We start from the raw sequence: 23,003 nt of genomic DNA, 5'->3' as shown, positions 1-23,003 counted from the left end.
ATAACAATACCCTTGCTAGGCTTATTCTGTAATTTAATCATCAGGCCAACAGGTTTGGCTGTCGAGAATCCACATGCAGAGCTCTTCTTCATCTAGCGATCCATTCCATTCGGTTGCAACGCCTGATCAAACATGGATTCAATCCGGTACTGCAACTTATTATCGAGCAGGTTTGGCACTTTTTTTAGTCGGCTTTGCCAGTTTCTCCTTAATCTATTGTGTGCAACCTTTACTGCCTGCGTTTACCCAAAGTTTTGCCATTAGTCCAGCCAATAGTGCCTTGGCCTTGTCTTTAACCACGGTGTTTTTAGCCATTTCCATTGTCTTATCCAGTGCCTTTTCACAAGCCCTAGGGCGGCGAAATGTGATTTTCACCTCCATGGCGTGTGCTGCGATCCTCAATATTTTGGCCATGTTTATCCCGCACTGGCAGACTTTCTTAATCACCCGTGCGCTTGAAGGTTTGGTTCTCGGTGGCGTACCCGCGGTCACTATGGCGTGGATTGCCGAAGAGATGGACCCGAAAGCCTTGGCGCAAACCATGGGGCTGTATATTGCGGGTACGGCTTTTGGCGGCATGATGGGACGGGTCGGCATGGGTATGCTGATTGAATGGGTCAACTGGCAAACGGCCATGGGCATCTTAGGTGTGCTGTGTTTGCTCTGTGCATTCGGCTTTTTATCCTTGCTGCCTCCATCTCGGCATTTTGTGCAAAAAAAAGGCATCAATCTCGGGTTTCATTTACAGGCTTGGCGCGTACATCTTGAAAATCGGCAATTATTAAGGCTGTATGCGATGGGTTTTTTGCTCACCAGTATTTTTGTGACCCTGTTTAATTACATTACCTTCCGCCTAGATGCTGCCCCGTATTTACTGAGTCAAACCCAAATCAGTCTGATTTTTCTCTCCTATAGTTTGGGCATGCTGTCCTCATCGCTGGCAGGTGGTTTAGCTCAGCGTTTTGGTCGGCAAAGCATGCTCATCCTCGGCTTAATCTGTATGGGTATTGGCATCGTCTGCACCTTGGCACCCGGTTTATGGAGCATTATTTTCGGGATCACCCTGATCACCACAGGGTTCTTTATTGCACATGCCTTATGTAGTGGTCTGGTCGGTGCCGCAGCCCAAGAGCATAAAGGACATGCCACCTCTTTATATTTACTGTTTTACTACCTCGGTTCGAGCATTATCGGTTCGGCTGGAGGATGGTTCTGGTTACACGCTGGATGGGGCGGCATCGTACTACTGGCACTGACTTTGCTACTGGCTGCGATTGGACTCTGCCTGATTCCAGTTCGCCCACAACCTTCCACTTCAGTTGGTTTCACTCATCGCGAAAGGTAGAACTAATTATTATGTTAAGTTTATTTGTGTATGGCACGCTCGGGCCGAATCGTCCCAATGCCCATATTTTAGAAAACATGGGCGGTACATGGGCAGAAGCTTATGTGCATGGCGAATTACTAGCCCAAGGCTGGGGTGCAGAACTCGGCTATCCAGGCATTGTCCTGAAAGAAGATGCCCCTGCCGTACAAGGCTTTGTGTTTTTCTCGGACAATTTAGCCCCGCACTGGTCTGTGCTGGATGAATTTGAAGGAGAAGGCTATGTCCGTAGCCCTGTACAAGCCACTTTAACGGTGACGGGTGAACAGATTCAGACTTGGGTGTACTGCCTAAAATAGCGTGATTTCGATTCGAATAAGCATGATGCATCATGGCTTGAATTCAATTCATGATCTGGCACATTCGATCGTTCATTTTTTGGCTTGCATTCAAAATCACTTAATGTAAAATGCACAGCACAAGATGCCGGCATAGCTCAGTTGGTAGAGCAACTGACTTGTAATCAGTAGGTCCACAGTTCGAATCCGTGTGCCGGCACCATCTACTTAAGCTCACTATTTATAGTGGGCTTTTGTCGTTTTTCAGCCTGCATTTTTATTTCTTCTGTGCGCTCACTTGCACATACTGCACCACCCCCTGCGCCGCTAATTTTTGGCACAATTTTGCAGTCAATCGAATTTTCATGACATCAAAAGCCGTAGCCTGCTCGACTGGCTGTTGGGCTGTAGTCTGCTGCTGGATATAGTGGGCAAAACCACCCAATACCGCTTCAGAGATATCCTGAATCTGAATGTGTTCAAATCCTGCTTGTGCTAATTGTTGTTGTAGTTCAGCTTGATTGGGCAACATTTTTAAATTCACATCAGCCGCTTTGAGCAACAGCGCCAGTTGTATTTTTTCCACGGCATTTAAATTCAAAAATTTCGGACTTAAAATTAAGTAATGAAAAGCCAAACGCCCTTTTGAATTCAAAACTGGAGACACGGCGCTTAGAAATGAATTCAAAACACTGTGATAGGCCGCATCAATGCAAAACACCACATCAAAGCTGTCACCAAACGGAATGTGTTTTAAATTTAAAAAAGATTGGCAATGAATCTGCTGAGGTTCGGGGAATCTGGCTTGAATGCGCTGTACACATTCGGCTTGCAGTTCGACGGCTTGTATATGTTTGACCTGATAGTGCTGCTGCCAATGCAGCACGCTTGCCCCCTGCCCACAGCCCAAATCCAGCACACGATCTGATGTGCTTAATTGCACGCTATGTGCCAGATGATCGGCCAAGGCACGGCAAGCTTCGGGATAGGTCTGCGCTGTAGCAGACCAATACCCCAAATTGCTCCAAGCCAGTTCACTGCTGTCCCCTAATAATTTTGCATTGATGGCATATTTATGCTGGGAAACTTCTGCGCGAAGCTGTTGGAGCCATTTCATAAGTGCTTAGTAGCCGAGTTGCGGAGCAACCTCTACTTTAGGCTTTAAGCCCACAAACGGCAATGGCGCGCCAAAAATCTCAGCAATATTCATGGCTGAAGTCACTGCTGATTCTAAAATTGGTAAACCATCACACGACCAAGAACCGCAATAGAAGACTTTACGGTCCGCTTGCTTATGACGTTCTTGTAACTGTTTATTCAAGGCCACAGTTTCAGAGTTCACCACCGCACGGGTTAAGGTCACGCTAGAAATGATCTTTTTCGGATCAATTTCAGTCACAGGACGCCAAGTCTGGAACACCGGATTTTTACCGACCAAGCTAGGCTCTACTGCGTTTAGCCACACAGTAAATTGCTGACGGGTAAATTTACGGTCCATCATATAGCTCAACACCGCCCAGTCTTTGCGCTTAGGTGGCATCACGCTGGTGTCGGTATGAATGACCAATTGACCTTGTTCAAATTTGAATTGCTTCAACAAATCAATATCATCTTTAAATTGATTTTGATCGAGGAACTCATCAATTTTGTTGGTTGGGGTCGCAATCACCGCACGGTCAAACTGGTAGGTTTCACCCGCCGCATTTTCGACCTGAACTTTATCGCCTTGCTGTTTCACATGGGTGATGGCAGAACCACTACGAATCTCGATGCCTTGAATCAACTTGTCCACCAAGGCTGGCGTACCGCCCTGCATCCGTAACAGTGCATCGCCATCGGTTAATTGACGCAAGAAGGTCAATAACGGTTTGGCCGGCCAGTCACCAATGGTTTTTGGGTTACAGGTACAGATGGTATACAGCACTGGCATCACTGCACCGTGCCAGAACACTTCTTCAATATCATTCTGGTTAATGAATTCAGACAAGGTAATGTCTTGATTGTCTGATTTAAAGAATTGTGAAATGGCCGTTTTCAATTGCAACATGCCTTTGACCAAACGCCAACCGTATTGCTTAATGCCTTTACGGTTATTGATGATTGGGAAATTGCCAATACGGGTACGGGTTGTGGTCAGCCAAGTTTCCGTTTTATCTTCAAACAACCAGCTACATGCCATATAGGTACGTACAGGGAAAGTCTGAATGCCTAAATAGGTCGCCAAACTTAAGGTATTTTTCCACAAATGCGGATTCATGACGCGTAAAGGCGCATCAATGAGTCCACCCTCAAACTCGGTACTGTGACTATCCATTCCACGGCCTGATAAGGCTTCAAAAATTGTAATGTTATGTCCAGCATCTTTAAGTATTCTCGCGGTAGCCAGCCCAGCCATGCCACTACCAATAACTGCAATATCCAAAGTTATTATCCGTCAGTTACACATTAAGGAAATTATGTACCAAGGGGCAACAAAACAGACTATTAAAAAGTGCCAGATTCCGTGCTTTTAAAATTCGCTAACAAAATAATTTTACCGACTTATTTTTATTTTATTTTTATGAATATTTTTTAAACAAATTCACTTTTTAAATTATTAATATTTTATTTTTTGTTTAAAATTAGTTAATTAAATTAACCAATATTTTACCAGTTATTTTACAAGCAAAGAAAAAACAGGTATCATACGCCCCATAAAAACGATAACCTCATCACACTATATAAAGTTGGGCACTGTGCAAATCTAATTCACAACATGGGTGTCACCCAGAACAAAACTTAGAGCGCAAAAAGCCCCGATCTTGATCGGGGCTTCTTCTTTTTCGCGAGGGCAATCCCTGTTTAGCTTGACTGAATTGCTTATGAACGCTGTTCGGCAACCGCAATCTCGCCAAACTTGCCTTGATTGAAATCTTCAAAAGCTTGAATAATTTCCTGTTTGGTGTTCATCACAAACGGCCCATAGCCCTGAATCGGCTCATTTAAAGGCTTACCGGTTAAAATCAGGAATTTGGCATCGCTAATGGCTTCTAACTGAATTTGCGCTTCGGCATCCTGTGCAAACAGCACAATCGAATGATCCAGTACCTTTTGCTGACCGTTCAATCGCATTTCACCTTGCAAAACCACCACCAAAGTATTGTGATCTACTGGGACAAACACATTTTGCTGATGCCCCGCTTTTAACTCGCCGTCCCAGACATTGACTGGACTAAAGGTCGATGCTGCACCCACCTGTCCTGCGTATTCACCCGCAATCACCCGTAAATGCCCGACATCTTGCTCAAATTGAATCACTGGGATTTGCTCGGCTTGAATCGCCTGATATTTAGGTGCAGTCATTTTATCGGCTGCAGGTAAATTCACCCACAACTGCACCATTTCAAACAGCCCCCCTTGGGCAGCAAATTCAGTCGAATGAAACTCCTCATGCACCAAGCCCGACCCTGCCGTCATCCACTGCACATCACCCGTTTGGATGGTACCACCACCGCCACTGGAGTCTTTATGCGTCACTGCCCCATGGTAGGCCAGCGTCACGGTTTCAAAGCCACGGTGTGGATGCGAACCCACGCCAAGCTGTGCTGTGGTGGCTTTGAATGCATACGGCGCGGCATAATCCAGCAATAAGAACGGGCTAATCGCCTGACCAAGCCGATCATATGAAAACAAGTTTCGCACAGGGAAACCATCTCCGACCCAATGCATATTTTGGTTACGGTACACACCTGTAATTTTTTTCATTTCAAAACTCCTATTACTAGGATTTAACATGCAGTCATATTAAGGGTTTTAAAGTGATACACCTAGCCAGCCCATGCGATACACCATCCTATTTTTAATACAATCTAATAGGGCTGCCGTGGTTGTCTTAAAATTGCTGAATATAACAAAACTTGTTCAAGAACAAGACAATCCTTAACATCTTTACAGCTTAAGCTCAAAGGGCTGTTCTCACCAAAACAACAACGATGTAGCCAAATTCGATTTTGAAAATAATGCTGGCTTAGACCATACATAATACCGACAAGGAATCAAGGACATGGGCACTCCCTATATTCGTTTAGAAAAAGACAATGCAGCCGTACTCCTCGTAGATCATCAGACTGGGTTACTCTCACTGGTTCGAGACATAGCCCCCGACAAATTTAATAACAATGTTATGGCGCTGGCTGATGCTGCCAAATATTTTAATTTACCCACAATTCTCACAACCAGTTTTGAAAATGGTCCTAACGGTCCGCTGCTTCCAGAATTAAAAGCCATGTTCCCTGATGCGCCTTATATTGCCCGACCAGGACAAATCAATGCTTGGGACAATGCAGATTTTGTTCAAGCAGTTAAAGCGACGGGTAAAAAGCAACTGATTATTGCTGGTGTGGTGACCGAGGTCTGTGTTGCTTTTCCAGCCCTGTCAGCACTTGAAGAGGATTTTGAAGTTTTTGTCATTACCGATGCGTCTGGTACTTTTAATGCCCTTACACGTGATGCTGCTTGGGATCGTATGTCTCAAGCCGGCGCACAACTCATGACCTGGTTCGGTATGGCTTGCGAACTGCATCGTGACTGGCGTAATGATATTGAAGGTTTAGGTACCTTATTCTCGAATCATATTCCTGATTATCGTAATTTAATGATCAGTTATGATCAAAATAACGCACAAAAATAATGCTCAGGATCAGCAAATTCGCCCTCTGAAAGTTTCACTCAAAAAAATCCAGAACTGCGGTTCTGGATTTTTTAAATTCAAACGGTTTCGACTTAGATTTTACCAATCAGGTCAATCGAGGGTGCTAAGGTCGCATCGCCTTCTTTCCATTTTGCTGGGCACACTTCACCTGGGTGGGCATGCACATACTGAGCCGCTTTGACCTTACGCAATAACTCTTGCGCATCACGTCCTACACCGCCAGCATTAATTTCAATAATCTGAATTTTACCTTCGGGATCAATCACAAACGTACCACGATCTGCCAAACCTTCAGCTTCAATCAGCACCTCAAAGCTTTTCGCCAACACCCAAGTCGGGTCGCCAATCATGCTGTACTGAATTTTCTTGATTTCTTCAGAGCTGTCATGCCAAGCCTTATGGGTGAAATGGGTATCGGTCGAAACTGAGTAAATCTCTACACCCATGTTTTGGAATTCAGCATAATGATCGGCTAAATCGCCTAATTCGGTTGGACACACAAAGGTAAAATCGGCAGGATAGAAAAATACAACCGACCATTGACCATAAAAATTCTGTTCAGACACTTGAACAAATTCACCATTTTTATAAGCCGTTGCGTTGAAGGGTTTGACTTCAGTATTGATTAAACTCATGTAATCTTCCTCGGATTCAGTGACTGTGTTTGCTTAACTTGAAACCAAGGATAAGAAATTTTCTTAAATAGGTAAAACCGTAGTTTTTTATCATTTTAATCGGATTTGTAGATTTACATTTCAGATTAACTTTAATTATTAAATTGCATTATTCGATGCCAATAAAAATGCTGGTGATAAACTAAGCCATCACCAGCATTTTGAACCATCAGCAAAAATTATGCTGTAGTGTCGGTTACATCGATACACATGTACTTCATTTCTAAGTACTCTTCGATGCCCCATTGTGAACCTTCACGGCCAAGGCCTGACTGTTTCACTCCACCAAATGGTGCAACTTCATTGGAAATGGCACCCGTGTTGACACCCACCATGCCATATTCTAATGCTTCACCCACACGCCATTGACGTGCTGCATTTTGGGTAAAGATATAGCTGGCCAAGCCAAACTCCGTGTCATTCGCCATCGCAATAGCTTCAGCTTCTGTTTCAAAGCGGAACAAAGCGGCCAATGGACCAAAAGTTTCTTCTTTCGCCACACGCATTTGTTGCGTTACATCACGCAATACCGTTGGTTCAAAGAAAGTTTTGCCTAAAGCGTGTAACTGGCCACCAATCAATACCGTTGCACCGTTGGCTTGTGCATCATCAATATGCGATTGCACTTTCGCGACAGCATCGGCATCAATTAATGGACCTTGGGTCGAACCTTCGGCACGACCATCACCCACTTGCAATTTTGCCACTTCAGCCACTAAACGCTCGCACAGTGCATCATAGATACCAGCTTGCACATAGATACGGTTGGCACAGACGCAAGTTTGACCGCTGTTACGGAATTTGCTCATCATGATGCCTTGTACGGCTTGCTCAAGATTTGCATCATCAAATACCAATACTGGTGCATTGCCACCCAACTCTAAAGAGAGCTTTTTAATGGTTGGCGCGCATTGCTGCATCAGAATACGACCGACTTGGGTGGAACCCGTGAAGCTGAGTTTACGCACCACATCGCTGTTGCACAGGGTTTGTCCCACTTCAATCGCATCACCGCTAATGTTCAACAACACATCTTTTGGCAAGCCCGCTTGCAACGCTAAAACTTCTAACGCATAAGCCGTTAACGGGGTTTGTTCCGCTGGTTTCACCAACATTGAACAACCCGCTGCAATCGCAGGTGCTGCTTTACGGGTAATCATCGCAGCAGGGAAGTTCCACGGCGTAATCGCTGCAGTGACTCCTATTGCTTGCTTGATCACCACCAAACGCTGATGCGCTTGGGTTGGGGACAGCACTGTACCATCAATACGACGAGCCTGCTCTGCAAACCAACGGATAAATGAGGCGGCATAGGCAATTTCACCACGCGCTTCAAGCAAGGGTTTGCCCTGTTCAGCGGTGAGTAACTGTGCCAAGTTTTCCTTATGTTCAAGCATCAACTCATACCACGCCCACAACACATCGGCACGCTGTAAAGCTGTTTGCTTTTTCCATTGTGCTTGTGCTTGTTCAGAACGAGTGATGGCAGCTTCGACACCAGCACGGTCATAGGTTTTCACCCATGCCAGGCTTTCGCCCGTCGCTGCATCTTGAACTTCAATAAAGTCACTTGAAGCAGGCGCTTCAAGTGCAATATCAGGATGTGCTAATAAATATTGCAATCCTTGTTGAATCATGCTGATTGCTCCGCAGTTTGCGCCCCAACAGTTTCTGGTAGTGCTAGTGAATCAAAGCCTTGTTTTAAGATGTCTAAAGCTTGACGGAATTGTTCTGTTGGAATCGTTAATGGATATAAGAAACGAATCACGTTACCATTTTTACCACAAGTCAATAACAACAAACCTTTCTGCATTGCAAATGTTTGTACAGCTTTTGCGATGTCTGCATTTTCCACTTCAACAGCCACCATTGAACCTAAAGCACGAATATCATTCACGATCGTGGTTCCAGCTTGAATTTGCTTTAATGCAGCAACCAATTCTTCACCTAAAACATTGGCACGGTCGCATAAGTTTTCTTCTTCAATCGCATCAATCACAGCGTGAGCAGCGGCAACAGCAATTGGGTTACCTGCATAAGTACCACCTAAACCGCCTGGGTTTGGTGCATCCATGACGTCTACACGGCCTACAACACCTGAAATCGGGAAACCACCGCCAAGGCTTTTCGCCATGGTGATTAAGTCCGCTTTAGTTTCGTAGTGATCCATGGCGTACAATTTACCAGTACGCGCAAAACCAGTTTGCACTTCATCAGCAATCAATAAAATGCCATGTTGGTCGCAAAGCGCACGTAAACGTTTTAAGAATTCCGCAGGAACTACGTTAAAACCGCCTTCACCTTGAACTGGCTCAAGCACAATTGCTGCGACGTCATGTGCTGCAACATCTTCACTGAAAATGTTTTCTACGCTTTCAATTGCTGCATCTACGGTAATGCCTTTCGATGCGACAGGGTAACGTGCGTGGAAGACGCCTGCTGGCATCACACCAAAATCACGTTTGTACGGTGCAGTTTTACCTGTCATTGCCATAGTCATGAATGAACGACCATGGAAACCGTTACCAAACGTAATAATGCCATGACGACCAGTGTATGAACGTGCAATTTTGACTGCATTCTCAACCGCTTCAGCACCTGTGGTGAAGAATGTGGTTTTTGCTGGACCAGCAATTGGTGCGCGTTCATTGATACGCTCTGCCAAAGCCACATAGCTTTCATATGGCGTAACTTGGTAAGCTGTGTGCGTAAATTTAGTTAATTGTTCAGTCACGGCTGCAATCACTTTAGGGTGGCGATGACCAGTGTTTAATACCGCAATACCACCTGCGAAATCGATGTATTGGTTACCTTCCTTGTCCCAAATCGTGGCATTTTCAGCTTTTTCTGCATACCACTGACACATCACGCCTACACCGCGTGGAGTTGCTTGCTGTTTACGTGCGTTGAGTGCAGAATGTTGAGTATCCATTATTTTTCCTCATTTTTTCATCGTCAATTGCAGCTTTGCTTTATGCATTCCATCGCCTTATTTCAGGATGCATTACAATGACTGCCTATGACTGTAATTTCGCGCTTCTTGTGTCAACTGACGAGAGCCACTTTTTAACTGTAGGAGAGAGCCAATTGCGTAGTTTGTTAGGCGATCATTTATTACAACGTCTCCAGCAGGATACTGAGGGTAAACTCCATCAGCGTTTATTTCGCTGCTTAAGAGGTGCGATTACCGAAGGCGTGATTCAGCCCAAAACACGCTTACCGGCCTCTCGTGATTTGGCCAGTGAAATTAAAGTCTCACGCAATACCGTGCTGTCTGCCTACGAACAGCTGCAAGCCGAAGGCTATCTAGAAGCACGAACTGGACATGGCACCTGGGTGGCGGAACATTTGCCCGAAGTGTTTTTAAATAGTATTCATGGCAAAAAAACCGAAGGCATTGCCAAAGCCAGACAAAATGCATCCTTATCACAACGTGGCGCGCTGGTGTTTGGTCATGCCGCCGCTTCTCCGCATCAATGGGGCGCATTTGTGCCGGGTGCGCCAGATGTCACCGAATTCCCGCATCAGGTGTTTAGCCGAATTCAGGCACGCCTGAATCGCGAACCGGACATTGCCCAGTTAATTTACAGCAATGCAGGCGGCTGTATGGAACTGCGCAGTGCCTTGGCCGATTACCTCAGGGTTGCACGTTCGGTGCAATGCGATACCGACCAAATTATTATTACCGAAGGCATCCACCAAGCGATTGATCTGGTCTCGCGCGCGCTGTGTGACATTGGCGATCAGGTTTGGATTGAAGATCCAGCTTACTGGGGCATGCGCAATACCTTACGTATCAACGGTCTGGATATCCACCCGATGCCGGTAGATGGCGATGGCATTATTCCCGAACAAAATCCAGAAAAACCGCCGAAACTGATCTTTGTTACTCCTTCGCATCAGTACCCATTAGGTTCCCATCTAAGTTTAGAACGCCGAAAACAACTATTAAGCATTGCTAAACAAAATGGCAGCTGGATTGTGGAAGATGACTATGACAGTGAATTTCGCTTCTCGGGTCAGCCCTATCCATCGCTGCAAGGACTGGAGCCGGACTCGCCTGTGATTTATATGGGGACCTTCAGTAAAACCATTTACCCTGCGCTGCGGATTGGTTACTTGGTGGTGCCACGTGCACTGTTTTCTCCTTTACGCGTCTTAGCCGCAGAGCTGTATCGTGGCGGGCATTTGCTAGAACAACGCGCCTTAGCGGAATTTATTCGTGAAGGGCATTATGAAGCACATATTCGACGTATGCGCCTGCTGTATGGCAAACGTCGTGCTTATTTGGTGGATTTAATTAACCGCTATTTAGGTCCCGAGTTTATCCATGAATACAATGATGCTTCGGGACTCCATTTGGTGATGAAACTGCCTGAACACTGTGATGATGTCGCCATTGCTTCTTCAGCCTTGGAGCGTGGCATTAAAGTCCGTCCATTGTCACAATACTATATGCATTCACATGCCCGTGCGCAGCGCGGACTGCTGATGGGCTTTGCTTGTGTGAATGAACGCGATATGGTGATGTCCTTTGGCGTGTTGCTGCAGTGCTTACGTGAAGCTGGCGTGCCAACACTGAATTGATGCTGTGTTTTTGCAGATAAAAAAAGAGTCTCCACATGGAGACTCTTTTTTTAATTTGAGAGTGCGGAAGCTTTTAAACCAGCTCTTCTTTATGCGTATGTGCGAGATGAGTCGCTCTACGCTCCTTCCCCCAGCCGAATTTTTCCGACAACAAGCCAAAGAAAACAATGGTGCCAAACAAGGCTGTGGTATAGATCACTTCTTTAAAATAAGTGCCTTCAATCAACATAGTCAGAATCGCACCAATAATCGCAATGATGACTGCATAGGTCACATAAGGGAACAACCACATTTTAAAGTCGATTTGTACGCCTTGCGCTTCCAGCTTTTTACGCATACGCAGTTGCGAATAGGCAATGGTCAAGTACACATACAAGGTTGCTGCACCTGTGGTCAGCATGAAGAAGTCATAGACATCCATACTCTTGGTGGCTGTTAAAACCACGGCAATCACCGAGAAAATGCATGACACGATCACACCTACAGATGGACTACCATGACGGTTGATTTTGCCAAAGCTCTTCGGTGCATCACCACGTTTCGACAAGGAGAAAATCATTCGTGAGCAGGTATACAATGCCGAGTTAAAGCAGCTACATACCGAGGTCAGTACCACAAAGTTTACGATATGACGTGCGCCAGGAATGCCGAGTGCAGACAAGGTAACGCTATAGGTACCCCAAGTTGAATCTTTTAACAGTTCATTATCGTGAGGAATCAAACAGACCGCCACAAACATAGAACCCACATAGAACAACACAATTCGCCACACCACAGAGTTCGAAGCCTTACGAATTTCTTTCGATGGATTTTCTGATTCAGCCGCAGCGACTGTCACAATTTCAGCACCGATATAGGCAAACATTACACCCAGCAAGGCGGTAATGACCGAGGATGCACCATTGGGCATAAAACCATGTGAGGTCAAATTGCTGATCCCCGATGCAGTAGGGTCACCCCAAGGCCACAAATGCATGATGGCCAAACTACCAATCACCAAGAAAATCACAATCGCAATCACTTTGACCAGGGCAAACCAGAACTCGAATTCACCGTAATTTTTTACGTTCTGAAGATTGACCGCCACCAATGCCACGATCACCACCACCATATAGGTCCAGATCGGGATAAAGGGAAACCAATTATTTAAAATTTTACCTGCAACATAGGCTTCCCAACCCATGAGCATCGCCAAAGTACACCAGTATAACCAGCCAATTGAAAAACCAGCCCAACGACCAATCGCACGGTCAGCATAGGTTGAAAAAGAGCCACTGTCCGGGTTTAAAACGGCCATCTCACCAAGCATCCGCATGATGAACCAAACCAATAAACCACCGAGTGCATAAGTAAGAAACACAACCGGCCCAGTGTTGTAAATAATACTTCCTGAACCAACAAAGAGAGAACCGCCAATCACACCGGCAATTGAGATCATGGTCAAGTGACGTGACTTAAGTCCATTATTTAAGCCTTGGGAGCCTTTGGACTCAGACGTATTTTGATGTCCAGCCATAGAATTTTCCTTAACATGATAGGAATATCGGTGTCACAGAGTGAGGTCACCCTAGGTCATCACGATTCCTAAATATTTGGTGAATTTGCCCAACCACTGAGGGAGAGGATTATTTGGGCAAATCCGACGTTTCCGTATGCATACTTCTAATAGGCTTAATTTGTCGTTTTGGCACTCAAGAAACGAGAGCCATTTTTCTATAGAAAGAAAGAGCCAATTGCTTTTTTAATGCACTGTTTTTGTGCATATCCATCACTCCGTGGCATGCTCTATGGCTGTGGCATGCTCAGCACCTCAGATTAAATTCATTTAAAATAAATAACTTAATCGAAATAATTCATTCAGCTTAAGCTCCATTTACAGGAGCCAATTCTCAGAGTGCGCATCCTGCGCATACTCTAGAACTTTAGTATAGCGCGCAATTATTAAGCTGAACTAAATAAAAAAACCTTCCTAGCTGGGCTAAGAAGGTTTTGGTTGTTTTGATCAATGGGATGGAAGTACTTGTATCCGATTAGAACGGTAAGTCGTCATCTAAGTCTGCTGGAGCAGGCGCAGATGGCGCTGCTTTCGGTGCAAAACCGCTTGGGTTATTGTTGCCATAACCTGCTGCTGGATTAGCAGCAGCTTGGTTATTATTAAAACCACCCGCGTTGCCATAACCTTGGTTGTTATTGTTGTTATAACCCGTGTTATTGCCATAACCACTGTTCTGGTTATTGTTAAAGCGAGGTTGGTTAAAACCGGCATTATCGCCCGGTACAGCTTCACCTTGCTGACGGTTCGAATCGAGCATTTGCATTTGCTCACCACGAATTTCAGTGGTGTAACGCTCTTGCCCATTCTGGTCTGTCCACTGACGGGTACGCAATGAACCTTCGATATAGACCTTTGAACCTTTACGTAAATATTGCTGTGCAATTTCACCTAAACGATTGTGCAATACAATACGGTGCCATTCAGTTTGCTCTTTACGTTCACCTGTGCTTTTGTCAGTCCAAGAATCGCTGGTTGCGATTGAAAACTGAGTAAGCGAGCCCCCATTTGGAAAAGTTTTCGTTTCAGGATCACGACCTAAAGTTCCAACTAAAATAACCTTATTTACACCACGCATTTGCTGACTTCATCCTATTTGTTTCTATATTTTACTTTATAAGAGTTATGCTTAAATGGCTACCTCTTTCCCTAACAAGTGCGTTAAATGTTGTCGCGCAGCTTCATCAATACGCTGCTTATCTACTTTTACATACGCCACTTGCTGGTCCGACATCACCACGACTTCTTCAATACCACGAATTGCTAAAAGCTGAGAAGTCCATTCATCTGTTTGTTTGCTTTCAGGTAAACGCAAAACAATCGATGAAAGATAACGCGGTTGAGCTAGCCCAAAACTAATGAGCAGCCAAATTATAGCAATTGCACTCAGGATACTCCAACCCATTGCCGTGTTATTCAGCATCAATAACTGACCGCCTAGCGTTCCGCCAAAAAATGCCCCTAAAAACTGGCTACTGGCATTCACCCCCATCGCAGTCGCTTTAGACTGAATTGGTGCTGCTTTTGACAGCCAAGAGGGCAATAACGCTTCCATGACATTAAAGGCAATGAAGAATAAGCCTAGCCCAGTCAACAAGATATATTTAGATTCATAACCAAAAATCAGGATGATTAAACCGAGAATAATCCCTGCAATCGCGGTGAGGAAAATACTGCGCATTTTGCGATATTTTTCCGCCACAATAATGCTCGGAAAAGCAAAAAATAAGCTAATCAGCAACAGCGGTAAATAAATTAAACCATGTTTCGCCAGAGGAATTTGCGCAAATTCAATCAACTGCGAAGGCACATAAATAAACATCGCCGTCAGCAACAAATGCAGGGTAAACACTGAAACATGCAAACGATTCAGATCTGGCATTTTTAGGACTTGTTTAAGCTGCCCCAGATAACCTTGCTGAAAGTTTTTATGATGTCGGGTGACTTTCGGCACCAACAGCAACATGGAAATTGCGGCTAAACCCATAATGGTGGTGACCCAAAACAGCCCTGAAATACCGACCAGACTGGTCAACCACGGCCCTAAGCTAAATGCCACCACAAAGGACAAACCAATACTCATACCCATCGCTGCCATGGCTTTGGTACGTTGCTCTTCCCGAGTCACATCGGCCAGCAAGGCCATAACCACCGCAGACACGGCACCTGCACCCGCAATAGCTCGTCCTATAATCACCCCATAAATGGTGTCGGACATTGCGGCAATGGCACCCCCTAAAGCAAACAATAACAGCCCCAACACCACCAAGGGTTTACGGCTAAAACGGTCGGCAATCAGGCTGAACGGAATTTGCAAAATGGCTTGAGTTAAGCCATACACCCCAACGGCTAATCCAATTAACGCAGGCGTCGCATATTGATAGGACTGACCAGCCACGGAAAAGACCGGAATAATCATGAACAGACCCAACATACGCAAGGCAAAAATACTGCTTAAGGCAAAGGTCGAGCGGCGTTCGAGGGAATTCATCATATCAATAGACTTAATTGCGTTGAATTTGGAAGCTATGCTACAGCATTCGGGCAGGAATGCGTTGCCATTCTAGAATTATCTCAAGAAAAAAGGGCGCAATACAATGCACCCTTGATTCTACTCTGTGGACATTTCGTGCAGATTCACGGTTTAACCATGTTGTCCTTGGCGTTTGCGATATTGAATCGAGGCAATGATTGCCCAAACAATAAATGCCACCCCAATCAGACCTGTCACCACTTCTGGAATATGCACACCTGTTCCGCTTGCCAACATAATGAAGGCTAAGGCACCAATCGCATAATGCGCACCATGCTCAAGGAAGATATAGGCGTCTAAAGTCCCTTTTTCAACCAAGTAAATGGTCATGGAACGTACGAACATCGCACCAATCGCCAAGCCCAGCATAATGATGACCACATCCGAAGTAATCGCAAAGGCACCAATCACGCCATCAAAACTGAAAGAGGCATCCAGTACTTCAAGATAGATAAAGCCACCTAAACCGGCTTTAATCACGCCAGTCGAAGCGCCGCTGGCATCATGTGCCACGGCATTACCGTCTTCATCAATTTCTGGCTCACCGCCCAATAAATGACTCAATACTTGTACACCGATATAAATCACAATGCCCCAAATACCCGCCATGGTCACCACCAGACGTTCTGAATCGGCAACATTGGCTGCCATGATCAACAACGCAATCAGTGAAATAAAAACTGACATGGCTGGCACATTGGCTAAATTGGATAAACGATGCTCTAACCATTTAAACCAATGCGTGTCTTTCCCTTCGTCAAAGAAGAAATTCAAAAACACCAACAATAAGAAAGCACCACCAAACGCTGCAATTTCAGCATGATGGGCCATCAATTTTTCTGAATATTGTTGTGGCTCATTTAATGCCATTTGCACCACTTCGAGCATACCCATATCCGCTGTGACGGCAACAATCACGATTGGGAAAACCAAACGCATGCCGAAAACCGCAATAATGATCCCGATAGTTAAGAAGATCATTTTCCAAAAATGATCCCAACCTCTCAGTACCGAAGCATTCACAACGGCATTATCAAACGATAATGACACCTCCATCACTGCCAAAATGGCGGTAATGGTCAAGGCGGTAAACATGGTCTTTAAGCCCGCTTCTGGACCGTGGGTGAAACCCCAGTAAGCAGAAATGGCAAGACACACAATCGTAAAAAAGATAGAGAAACCAAAATGTTTCATCATAACGAGGTGACCTTTGGATAATAAGACGGCTGTAAGTTCTACAGCTTAAAAATTTATGCGGATTATTATGCCGCTTTTATGGCTTAAACCAAAACTGTTCTACTATTTTTTGTGCAGTAGCCGATGTCTGTATGAAATCAGGGTCGTGTATTGCTGCTGCTTGGGTTAGTCTAGTCCGCATGAGTTTGAATTTGGATCAAGGAAACTGTAATGCTTTTTTCTGAGCAATTGTGGCAGCGTAATCTCGACTTATATCAAAAAACTTTAGCCTTGCCGTTTAATCAGGAGCTGGCGCAGGGGACGCTCAGCCCAGAAGCGTTTGGACATTATGTGATTCAGGACGCGCATTATTTATTGGCTTATGGACGTGCCTTAGCGGTCTGTGCCGCAAAAGCCTATGAAGCCGATGATGTGATGCAGTTTTCTGAAGCAGCGAAAATTGCGATTGTGGTGGAACGTAGCTTGCACGACAGTTTTATGCAGCAGTTTGATATTTCCAAACAGGAATTTGAAAACACACCCCTGACCCTTGCCTGTCACCATTACACCTCATTTTTAACCGCAACGGCATGGTCTGAAAGTTATCCTGTGGTGCTTGCGGCTTTACTGCCATGCTTCTGGATTTATGCCGAAGTCGGTAAAGATATTGTCGATAATTCCATTGCCAACAATCCGTATCAAGCTTGGATTGATACCTATTCGGGTGAGGAATTTCATACTGCCGTACGTAACGTCATTGCCACGGTAAATAAAGTCGCGGCACGTTGTGATGCCGACACCTTAGAAAAAATGCATGCGGCTTATCGCATGGGTGCCAAACTGGAATGGCTGTTCTGGGACAGCGCCTATCAACAATGTCAGTGGCATGGACTCGATCACGCTTAATTTTTTAGCACGCTTTAGCCAGCAACTGGCTGGCTAAAGCAGCCAGTACTTTAAAACAGGTTCACTGCCAGTAAAGCCAACAGTGCAGGAACGGCTTGAATATAAATAATCTTTTTACTGGCAGTCATGCCCCCATAAATACCCGCCACCAACACGCAGCCCAAAAAGAAATTCGCTAAGGCACTGGCATAAATTTCTGGTGCAAACAAAGACCAGAATAGTCCCGCTGCCAAAAAGCCATTATAAAGCCCCTGATTCTGTGCCATGACTTTGGTCAATTGTGCTTTTTCAGGCGTATTACCAAAGGCTTTTAAACCATAAGGTTTGTCCCACAAAAACATTTCCAGCACTAAAATATAGACGTGTAAAACTGCAATCAGCCCCACTAAAATTGCGCCCAACATTTTTATTTTCCTTTTTTGTTGTATCGAATACGGCAAAAGTGAGCCTTTCGGCTCACTTCAGTGGATTTAATCTTAAGCTTTGAACAAGACTTTACCTTGGCGTGCACTTTGTGTGGCTTTTTCTGCCGCTGCCTTGAACTCAGAGAATTCAAAAACGCCTTCCACAGGCAACGTAAGTTTTTGCTGCGCCGCGAGCGTTAATAGCTCAACCACAAGCGCTTTTTTACGCTCCGCAGGCATTTGCTGATTGACCACGCTGGCCCAGAAGCCCTTGATGGACGCTTGTTTAAAGATTAAATCACCTGACTCAATCTGCATGGTTTCGCCCGTCATGCTGCCGAATGACACCAACAGCGAGTTTTCACCTAATACGCTTAATAGCTCACCACTGGCTTTGCCACCAATCGAATCGACCCCAACCATGAGCGGCTGATCTCCCTGAATGGCTTTGACTTGAGCTTTCCAGTCGGCTTGGTCGGTGGCCACCACATTCTGAATCCCCAAGGCCGTCATTTCTGCGACGGCTTCTTGGCGACGTACCAAGTTAATCACATGAATGCCACGCGCTTGCGCAATCATCGCAACGGTTTTACCGACTGCACCATTGGCCGTATTTTGAATCATCCACTGACCAGGCTGTAACTGGGCAAAGTCCAGCAGCATTAACGCACTGAGTGGCATGGCAATCAGCTGTGCCGCCAATTCATCTGGAATGACTTCAGGTAAAGGAACCACTGCTGCGGCTGGTGCCAGACAATATTCTGCCCAACTGCCATGAATGCCTGCGGCAGAGACACGTTGTCCCACTTGCAAACCTGTGACCCCTTCACCCAATGCATCAATAATACCCACGGCTTCACTACCACCAATCGCCGGCAATTCAGGTTTATAGCCATAGCTGCCAACGACCGTCAATACATCGTGGTTATGAATTGGTGACAAAATGACTTTTAAACGAACTTGACCCGCTTTCGGTTCAGGTTGCGGCATCTCGGCTTGTTCGAGTACATCGGCAAATTCGCCAAAACTACGATGAATAATACTACGCATGGCTTAATCCTTCATGGGTTGTAAGAGGTTGTGTGTGGTTTCCAGTGCTAACTGCAAAGGGGCTTTGTCTTGCGCCAATTTGGCCAGCAAGGCTGCGCCTAACCACAGTTGATACATCACTTGTGCCATTTTGAGCGGTTGAATATGGCTGGGAATAGAACCCTCTTGCTGCCCTTCTTCAAGTAATCGGGCGACCCGCTCAATCAATTTACTCACACCAAAATTCAAAATCTGGCGCATATCTTCAGACAAGTCAGACACTTCTGCTGCCAATTTCACAATCAGACAGTTTTCTGCCCAACCGCCCTGAATGGGATCTTCAATCCATGCTTGCCATAACGCGATTAAACGCGCATAGGCACTGCCATCGGTGAGCGTCCAAAGCTGTTCCACCTGTGTACTGTAATCCGCAATGTATTGCTCTAACAGCGCACAACCAAAAGCTTCTTTAGAGGCAAAATAATGGTAGAACGAGCCTTTCGGCACGTCACAGGCTTTTAAGATTTCTTGTAGCCCTACTCCGACAAAGCCTTTCTGTAAGACCAGTGGAAAACTGGTGTCCAGAATATGCTGACGGGTGGCTTCCGTTTTGATTGATCGTTTCATGTGCTCACTATATTTTACTATTAGACCAGTCGTCTAGTAATTTTATGTAACTGAGATTAGATTACGTTCTAGAGTAGCCACTACAGCAAATGAATGTTAATAATAGCGGCCTATACTATGCCCGATTGTTCAGGCTTAATCTCTCCGTCATGATTTGTCGTTTAAAAATCAACACAACAGACTTGAACAATTTTAAAGCGCTATCATATAAGTTTCTATTTGCACAATAATTGAGATGTTTTCATGAGCCAAAGTCATATCCGTATTCGAGGTGCACGTACCCACAATTTAAAAAATGTGAGCCTCGATATTCCCCGCGACAAGTTTGTGGTGATTACGGGACTCTCAGGTTCAGGTAAATCCTCTCTCGCTTTCGATACATTGTATGCCGAAGGTCAGCGCCGCTATGTCGAATCGCTGTCGGCCTATGCGCGGCAGTTTTTATCGCAAATGGAAAAACCTGAAGTTGATTCGATTGAAGGTTTAAGCCCTGCGATTGCCATTGAGCAGAAGTCGACTAGCCATAACCCGCGCTCGACTGTCGGGACCATTACCGAAATTTACGATTATTTGCGTTTGCTCTATGCCCGTGTCGGGACGCCTTTTTGCCCTGAACATGACCTGCCGATGGTGGCACAAACCATTTCGGAAATGGTCGATGCTGTGAAAGCGCTCGAAGAAGGCACAGCGCTGATGCTGCTGGCCCCTGTGGTTCGTGAGCGTAAAGGTGAATACAGCAATCTGTTTGAACAATTACAAAGCCAAGGTTTTGTCCGCGCCCGTGTGGATGGCGAGATTATTGATATTGACTCACCACCTGAACTGGACAAAAAGAAAAAACACACCATTGAAGTGGTGGTGGACCGCTTTAAAGTTCGGGATGACTTGGGCAACCGGATTGCGGAAAGCTTTGAAACTGCACTGCGTTTAGGCGGTGATATTGCCGTGCTGTCATGGATGAAAGGCGAACATCCTGACCGTGTGTTTTCGGCCAAACACTCCTGCCCTGAATGTGACCGTGCCGTGGCTGAACTGGAACCGCGCCTGTTTTCCTTTAACAACCCTTTTGGTGCCTGTCCTGTTTGTGATGGTTTAGGTACACGCAGCCATTTCAGTGCTGACAAACTCATTCCAAATTCCGAGCTATCGATTAGTCAGGGTGCCATTCGTGGTTGGGACCGACAACGTCCGTACTACTACAGCATGATTCAAAAGGTTGCGGATCATTTTGAATTTTCCTTAGAGACCCCATGGAACGAACTGGATAAAGACACCCAGAAAAAGTTTTTATACGGTACGGGCAAAGAAAAAGTTGATCTGAGTTATATTGACGAACGTGGGCGTAAACACAATCGCGTGCAACCCTTTGAAGGGATTTTACCGCATCTTGAACGTCGCTACCGCGAAACCGAAAGCAACTATGTGCGCGATGATTTGGCGCAGTATTTGTCTAATGCGGCCTGTGATGCCTGTGGCGGCTCACGTTTAAACGAAATTTCGCGCAATGTCCGTGTCAAAGACAAAACCATTGCCGAGATCACCAAAATGTCAATTGGCGATGCCGAAGCCTATTACCAAACCCTGAATTTGACCGGTGCCAAAGGTGAAATTGCCGACAAGATTTTTAAAGAAATCCGTGAGCGTTTGCACTTTTTGGTTTCGGTGGGTTTGAACTATCTCAGTCTGTCACGTTCCGCAGAAACCTTGTCGGGCGGTGAAGCACAGCGTATTCGTCTGGCTTCGCAAATTGGCGCAGGCTTAATGGGCGTGATGTACGTGTTGGATGAACCCTCAATTGGTCTGCATCAGCGTGACAATGACCGTCTACTGGAAACTTTGGTGCGTTTGCGTGACCTCGGCAATACCGTGTTGGTGGTCGAGCATGATGAAGATGCCATTCGCGCAGCGGATCATATTATTGATATTGGTCCGGGTGCAGGCGTACATGGCGGTGCCATTATTGCCGAAGGCACAGCGGATGAATTAGCGCGACATGAAGATTCCCTCACCGGGCAATATCTGTCAGGCAAGCTCAAAATTGCCGTCCCTGCGCAGCGTACCCAGCCACCACGCCCCGATGAGCAAATTAAACTGATGGGTGCTGCGGGGCACAACCTGAAAAATGTCGATTTGACCATTCCACTCGGGGTCATGACCTGTGTCACAGGCGTGTCGGGTTCAGGTAAATCGACGCTGATTAACCGTACCTTATTGCCATTAGCCGCGACTCAACTCAATGGGGCAACCACCCTCACCGCGGAAAAGTTCGACTCGATTGATGGCTTGCAATTCCTCGATAAAGTTGTGGATATTGACCAAAGCCCGATTGGACGTACCCCACGTTCCAACCCTGCCACCTATACGGGTTTATTTACCCCAATTCGTGAATTGTTTGCGCAAACCCCAGAAGCCAAAGCCCGCGGTTATGCCGCTGGTCGTTTCTCCTTTAACGTGAAAGGTGGACGCTGCGAAGCCTGTGAAGGCGACGGCATGATTAAAGTGGCCATGCACTTCTTACCCGATATGTATGTGCCCTGCGATAACTGTCACGGTAAACGCTATAACCGTGAAACCTTGGAAGTCGGCTATAAAGGCAAAAACATTTCTGATGTGTTGGATATGACGGTTGAAGATGCGATGCATTTCTTCGATGCCATTCCAGTCATTCACCGTCGTTTAGAAACCTTAAACCAAGTTGGCTTGGGGTATATCCGTCTCGGTCAGTCTGCAACAACCCTTTCTGGTGGTGAAGCACAGCGTGTGAAACTGGCACGTGAATTGGCAAAACGCGATACAGGTAAAACTTTGTATGTACTGGATGAACCGACCACAGGTCTGCACTTCCATGACATTGCCAAGTTACTCGACATCCTGCATGAGCTGCGTAACAAAGGAAACACCATTGTGGTGATTGAGCATAATTTGGATGTGGTTAAAACTGCAGACTGGATTATTGACTTAGGTCCTGAAGGGGGTGCTGGTGGTGGTCAGATTATTGCCGAAGGTACACCTGAAGAAGTGGTGAAAAATAAAGTTTCGCATACAGCAAGGTTCTTAAAACCGTTGTTGAAGTAATTTTAGAATCTCCCCTAACCCCTCTTTTTAAAGAGGGGGAAATTCCCTCCTTTTCCAAAGGAGGGTTAGGGAGGATTTAAATAAGCAT

General features: G+C 45.6%; 19 protein-coding genes and 1 tRNA gene. 7 read left to right on the top strand and 13 right to left on the bottom strand.

Translation table 11 applies throughout. The features are described 5' to 3' along the window. Window positions 1–73: 73 nt before the first annotated feature. The 3 genes from AC6CHI_RS06800 to AC6CHI_RS06790 all read left to right on the top strand — a co-directional run bounded on the left by AC6CHI_RS06800 (window position 74) and on the right by AC6CHI_RS06790 (window position 1,885). A complete protein-coding gene (locus AC6CHI_RS06800) occupies window positions 74–1,345 on the top strand; it encodes an MFS transporter (RefSeq protein WP_498120255.1) in 1,272 nt (423 codons plus the stop codon). Window positions 1,346–1,356: 11 nt separating this feature from the next. Further along, entirely contained in the window at window positions 1,357–1,683 is a 327-nt protein-coding gene (locus tag AC6CHI_RS06795) for a gamma-glutamylcyclotransferase family protein (RefSeq protein ID WP_458891827.1), read from the top strand. Window positions 1,684–1,809: 126 nt separating this feature from the next. Further along, window positions 1,810–1,885 (top strand) — tRNA-Thr (locus AC6CHI_RS06790). Between the two features lie 54 nt (window positions 1,886–1,939). Here AC6CHI_RS06790 and AC6CHI_RS06785 read toward each other — a convergent pair. The 3 genes from AC6CHI_RS06785 to AC6CHI_RS06775 all read right to left on the bottom strand — a co-directional run bounded on the left by AC6CHI_RS06785 (window position 1,940) and on the right by AC6CHI_RS06775 (window position 5,406). Then, the gene (locus AC6CHI_RS06785; protein ID WP_498120253.1) at window positions 1,940–2,779 is read right to left on the bottom strand and encodes an SAM-dependent methyltransferase; all 840 of its coding nucleotides are present in this window, start codon (window positions 2,777–2,779) and stop codon (window positions 1,940–1,942) included. Window positions 2,780–2,785: 6 nt separating this feature from the next. Beyond that, window positions 2,786–4,084, bottom strand: a complete 1,299-nt coding sequence (locus AC6CHI_RS06780; RefSeq protein ID WP_458891829.1) for an FAD-dependent oxidoreductase — start codon at window positions 4,082–4,084, stop codon at window positions 2,786–2,788. Window positions 4,085–4,521: 437 nt separating this feature from the next. Beyond that, window positions 4,522–5,406 (bottom strand): pirin family protein, encoded by an 885-nt coding sequence (locus AC6CHI_RS06775; protein ID WP_498120251.1) that lies wholly within the window; start codon window positions 5,404–5,406, stop codon window positions 4,522–4,524. 298 nt (window positions 5,407–5,704) lie between these two features. On the opposite strand from AC6CHI_RS06775, the gene ycaC reads away from it, so the two are divergent. Beyond that, complete coding sequence (gene ycaC / locus AC6CHI_RS06770; protein WP_498120249.1) at window positions 5,705–6,331, top strand: isochorismate family cysteine hydrolase YcaC; 627 nt, start codon at window positions 5,705–5,707, stop codon at window positions 6,329–6,331. A 92-nt stretch (window positions 6,332–6,423) separates the two neighbouring features. Here the strand turns inward: ycaC and ahpC are convergent, their stop codons facing one another. From ahpC to gabT, 3 genes are all read right to left on the bottom strand, one after another. Continuing rightward, the gene (ahpC, locus tag AC6CHI_RS06765) at window positions 6,424–6,987 is read right to left on the bottom strand and encodes an alkyl hydroperoxide reductase subunit C (RefSeq protein ID WP_498120247.1); all 564 of its coding nucleotides are present in this window, start codon (window positions 6,985–6,987) and stop codon (window positions 6,424–6,426) included. A 218-nt stretch (window positions 6,988–7,205) separates the two neighbouring features. Beyond that, window positions 7,206–8,663, bottom strand: coding sequence for an NAD-dependent succinate-semialdehyde dehydrogenase (locus AC6CHI_RS06760; protein WP_498120245.1), 1,458 nt, complete (start codon window positions 8,661–8,663; stop codon window positions 7,206–7,208). Further along, window positions 8,660–9,958 (bottom strand): 4-aminobutyrate--2-oxoglutarate transaminase, encoded by a 1,299-nt coding sequence (gabT, locus tag AC6CHI_RS06755; RefSeq protein WP_498120243.1) that lies wholly within the window; start codon window positions 9,956–9,958, stop codon window positions 8,660–8,662. The genes AC6CHI_RS06760 and gabT overlap by 4 nt, the downstream gene beginning before the upstream one ends. 155 nt (window positions 9,959–10,113) lie before the next feature. On the opposite strand from gabT, the gene pdxR reads away from it, so the two are divergent. Further along, a complete protein-coding gene (gene pdxR / locus AC6CHI_RS06750; RefSeq protein WP_498120543.1) occupies window positions 10,114–11,613 on the top strand; it encodes a MocR-like pyridoxine biosynthesis transcription factor PdxR in 1,500 nt (499 codons plus the stop codon). Window positions 11,614–11,686: 73 nt separating this feature from the next. Here the strand turns inward: pdxR and AC6CHI_RS06745 are convergent, their stop codons facing one another. From AC6CHI_RS06745 to AC6CHI_RS06730, 4 genes are all read right to left on the bottom strand, one after another. Continuing rightward, entirely contained in the window at window positions 11,687–13,129 is a 1,443-nt protein-coding gene (locus tag AC6CHI_RS06745) for an amino acid permease (protein ID WP_458891835.1), read from the bottom strand. A gap of 514 nt (window positions 13,130–13,643) precedes the next feature. Then, window positions 13,644–14,243, bottom strand: a complete 600-nt coding sequence (ssb, locus tag AC6CHI_RS06740; RefSeq protein WP_458891836.1) for a single-stranded DNA-binding protein — start codon at window positions 14,241–14,243, stop codon at window positions 13,644–13,646. Window positions 14,244–14,294: 51 nt separating this feature from the next. After that, window positions 14,295–15,659, bottom strand: coding sequence for an MFS transporter (locus AC6CHI_RS06735; protein WP_498120240.1), 1,365 nt, complete (start codon window positions 15,657–15,659; stop codon window positions 14,295–14,297). 150 nt (window positions 15,660–15,809) lie between these two features. Next, window positions 15,810–16,895 carry a DUF475 domain-containing protein gene (locus AC6CHI_RS06730; protein WP_498120238.1) on the bottom strand — a complete coding sequence of 362 codons (1,086 nt, stop codon included), beginning with the start codon at window positions 16,893–16,895 and terminating at the stop codon, window positions 15,810–15,812. 210 nt (window positions 16,896–17,105) lie between these two features. Here AC6CHI_RS06730 and tenA point away from each other — a divergent pair, with 210 nt between their 5' ends. Next, window positions 17,106–17,780 (top strand): thiaminase II, encoded by a 675-nt coding sequence (gene tenA, locus AC6CHI_RS06725; RefSeq protein ID WP_498120236.1) that lies wholly within the window; start codon window positions 17,106–17,108, stop codon window positions 17,778–17,780. 50 nt (window positions 17,781–17,830) lie between these two features. Here the strand turns inward: tenA and AC6CHI_RS06720 are convergent, their stop codons facing one another. From AC6CHI_RS06720 to AC6CHI_RS06710, 3 genes are all read right to left on the bottom strand, one after another. After that, complete coding sequence (locus AC6CHI_RS06720) at window positions 17,831–18,184, bottom strand: DUF1304 domain-containing protein (protein WP_498120234.1); 354 nt, start codon at window positions 18,182–18,184, stop codon at window positions 17,831–17,833. A 72-nt stretch (window positions 18,185–18,256) separates the two neighbouring features. Beyond that, entirely contained in the window at window positions 18,257–19,234 is a 978-nt protein-coding gene (locus tag AC6CHI_RS06715) for a zinc-binding dehydrogenase (RefSeq protein WP_498120232.1), read from the bottom strand. Window positions 19,235–19,237: 3 nt separating this feature from the next. Further along, the gene (locus tag AC6CHI_RS06710) at window positions 19,238–19,840 is read right to left on the bottom strand and encodes a TetR/AcrR family transcriptional regulator (RefSeq protein WP_458891842.1); all 603 of its coding nucleotides are present in this window, start codon (window positions 19,838–19,840) and stop codon (window positions 19,238–19,240) included. A gap of 243 nt (window positions 19,841–20,083) precedes the next feature. Between AC6CHI_RS06710 and uvrA the strand changes: the two genes are divergently transcribed. Continuing rightward, the gene (gene uvrA, locus AC6CHI_RS06705; protein ID WP_498120230.1) at window positions 20,084–22,915 is read left to right on the top strand and encodes an excinuclease ABC subunit UvrA; all 2,832 of its coding nucleotides are present in this window, start codon (window positions 20,084–20,086) and stop codon (window positions 22,913–22,915) included. Window positions 22,916–23,003 lie beyond the last annotated feature (88 nt).

The sequence above is a fragment of the Acinetobacter sp. GQ146 genome (genome assembly GCF_059758585.1).
This window is presented reverse-complemented; position numbering and strand designations above follow the sequence as displayed.

Excerpts from the sequence above, each read along its gene's own strand:
- AC6CHI_RS06800 (WP_498120255.1), top strand. The coding sequence starts at position 74 with ATGCAGAGCTCTTCTTCATCTAGCGATCCATTCCATTCGGTTGCAACG.
- AC6CHI_RS06795 (WP_458891827.1), top strand. The coding sequence starts at position 1,357 with ATGTTAAGTTTATTTGTGTATGGCACGCTCGGGCCGAATCGTCCCAAT.
- AC6CHI_RS06785 (WP_498120253.1), bottom strand. The coding sequence starts at position 2,779 with ATGAAATGGCTCCAACAGCTTCGCGCAGAAGTTTCCCAGCATAAATAT.
- AC6CHI_RS06775 (WP_498120251.1), bottom strand. The coding sequence starts at position 5,406 with ATGAAAAAAATTACAGGTGTGTACCGTAACCAAAATATGCATTGGGTC.
- ycaC (WP_498120249.1), top strand. The coding sequence starts at position 5,705 with ATGGGCACTCCCTATATTCGTTTAGAAAAAGACAATGCAGCCGTACTC.
- ahpC (WP_498120247.1), bottom strand. The coding sequence starts at position 6,987 with ATGAGTTTAATCAATACTGAAGTCAAACCCTTCAACGCAACGGCTTAT.
- AC6CHI_RS06760 (WP_498120245.1), bottom strand. The coding sequence starts at position 8,663 with ATGATTCAACAAGGATTGCAATATTTATTAGCACATCCTGATATTGCA.
- gabT (WP_498120243.1), bottom strand. The coding sequence starts at position 9,958 with ATGGATACTCAACATTCTGCACTCAACGCACGTAAACAGCAAGCAACT.
- AC6CHI_RS06745 (WP_458891835.1), bottom strand. The coding sequence starts at position 13,129 with ATGGCTGGACATCAAAATACGTCTGAGTCCAAAGGCTCCCAAGGCTTA.
- ssb (WP_458891836.1), bottom strand. The coding sequence starts at position 14,243 with ATGCGTGGTGTAAATAAGGTTATTTTAGTTGGAACTTTAGGTCGTGAT.
- AC6CHI_RS06735 (WP_498120240.1), bottom strand. The coding sequence starts at position 15,659 with ATGATGAATTCCCTCGAACGCCGCTCGACCTTTGCCTTAAGCAGTATT.
- AC6CHI_RS06730 (WP_498120238.1), bottom strand. The coding sequence starts at position 16,895 with ATGATGAAACATTTTGGTTTCTCTATCTTTTTTACGATTGTGTGTCTT.
- tenA (WP_498120236.1), top strand. The coding sequence starts at position 17,106 with ATGCTTTTTTCTGAGCAATTGTGGCAGCGTAATCTCGACTTATATCAA.
- AC6CHI_RS06720 (WP_498120234.1), bottom strand. The coding sequence starts at position 18,184 with ATGTTGGGCGCAATTTTAGTGGGGCTGATTGCAGTTTTACACGTCTAT.
- AC6CHI_RS06715 (WP_498120232.1), bottom strand. The coding sequence starts at position 19,234 with ATGCGTAGTATTATTCATCGTAGTTTTGGCGAATTTGCCGATGTACTC.
- AC6CHI_RS06710 (WP_458891842.1), bottom strand. The coding sequence starts at position 19,840 with ATGAAACGATCAATCAAAACGGAAGCCACCCGTCAGCATATTCTGGAC.
- uvrA (WP_498120230.1), top strand. The coding sequence starts at position 20,084 with ATGAGCCAAAGTCATATCCGTATTCGAGGTGCACGTACCCACAATTTA.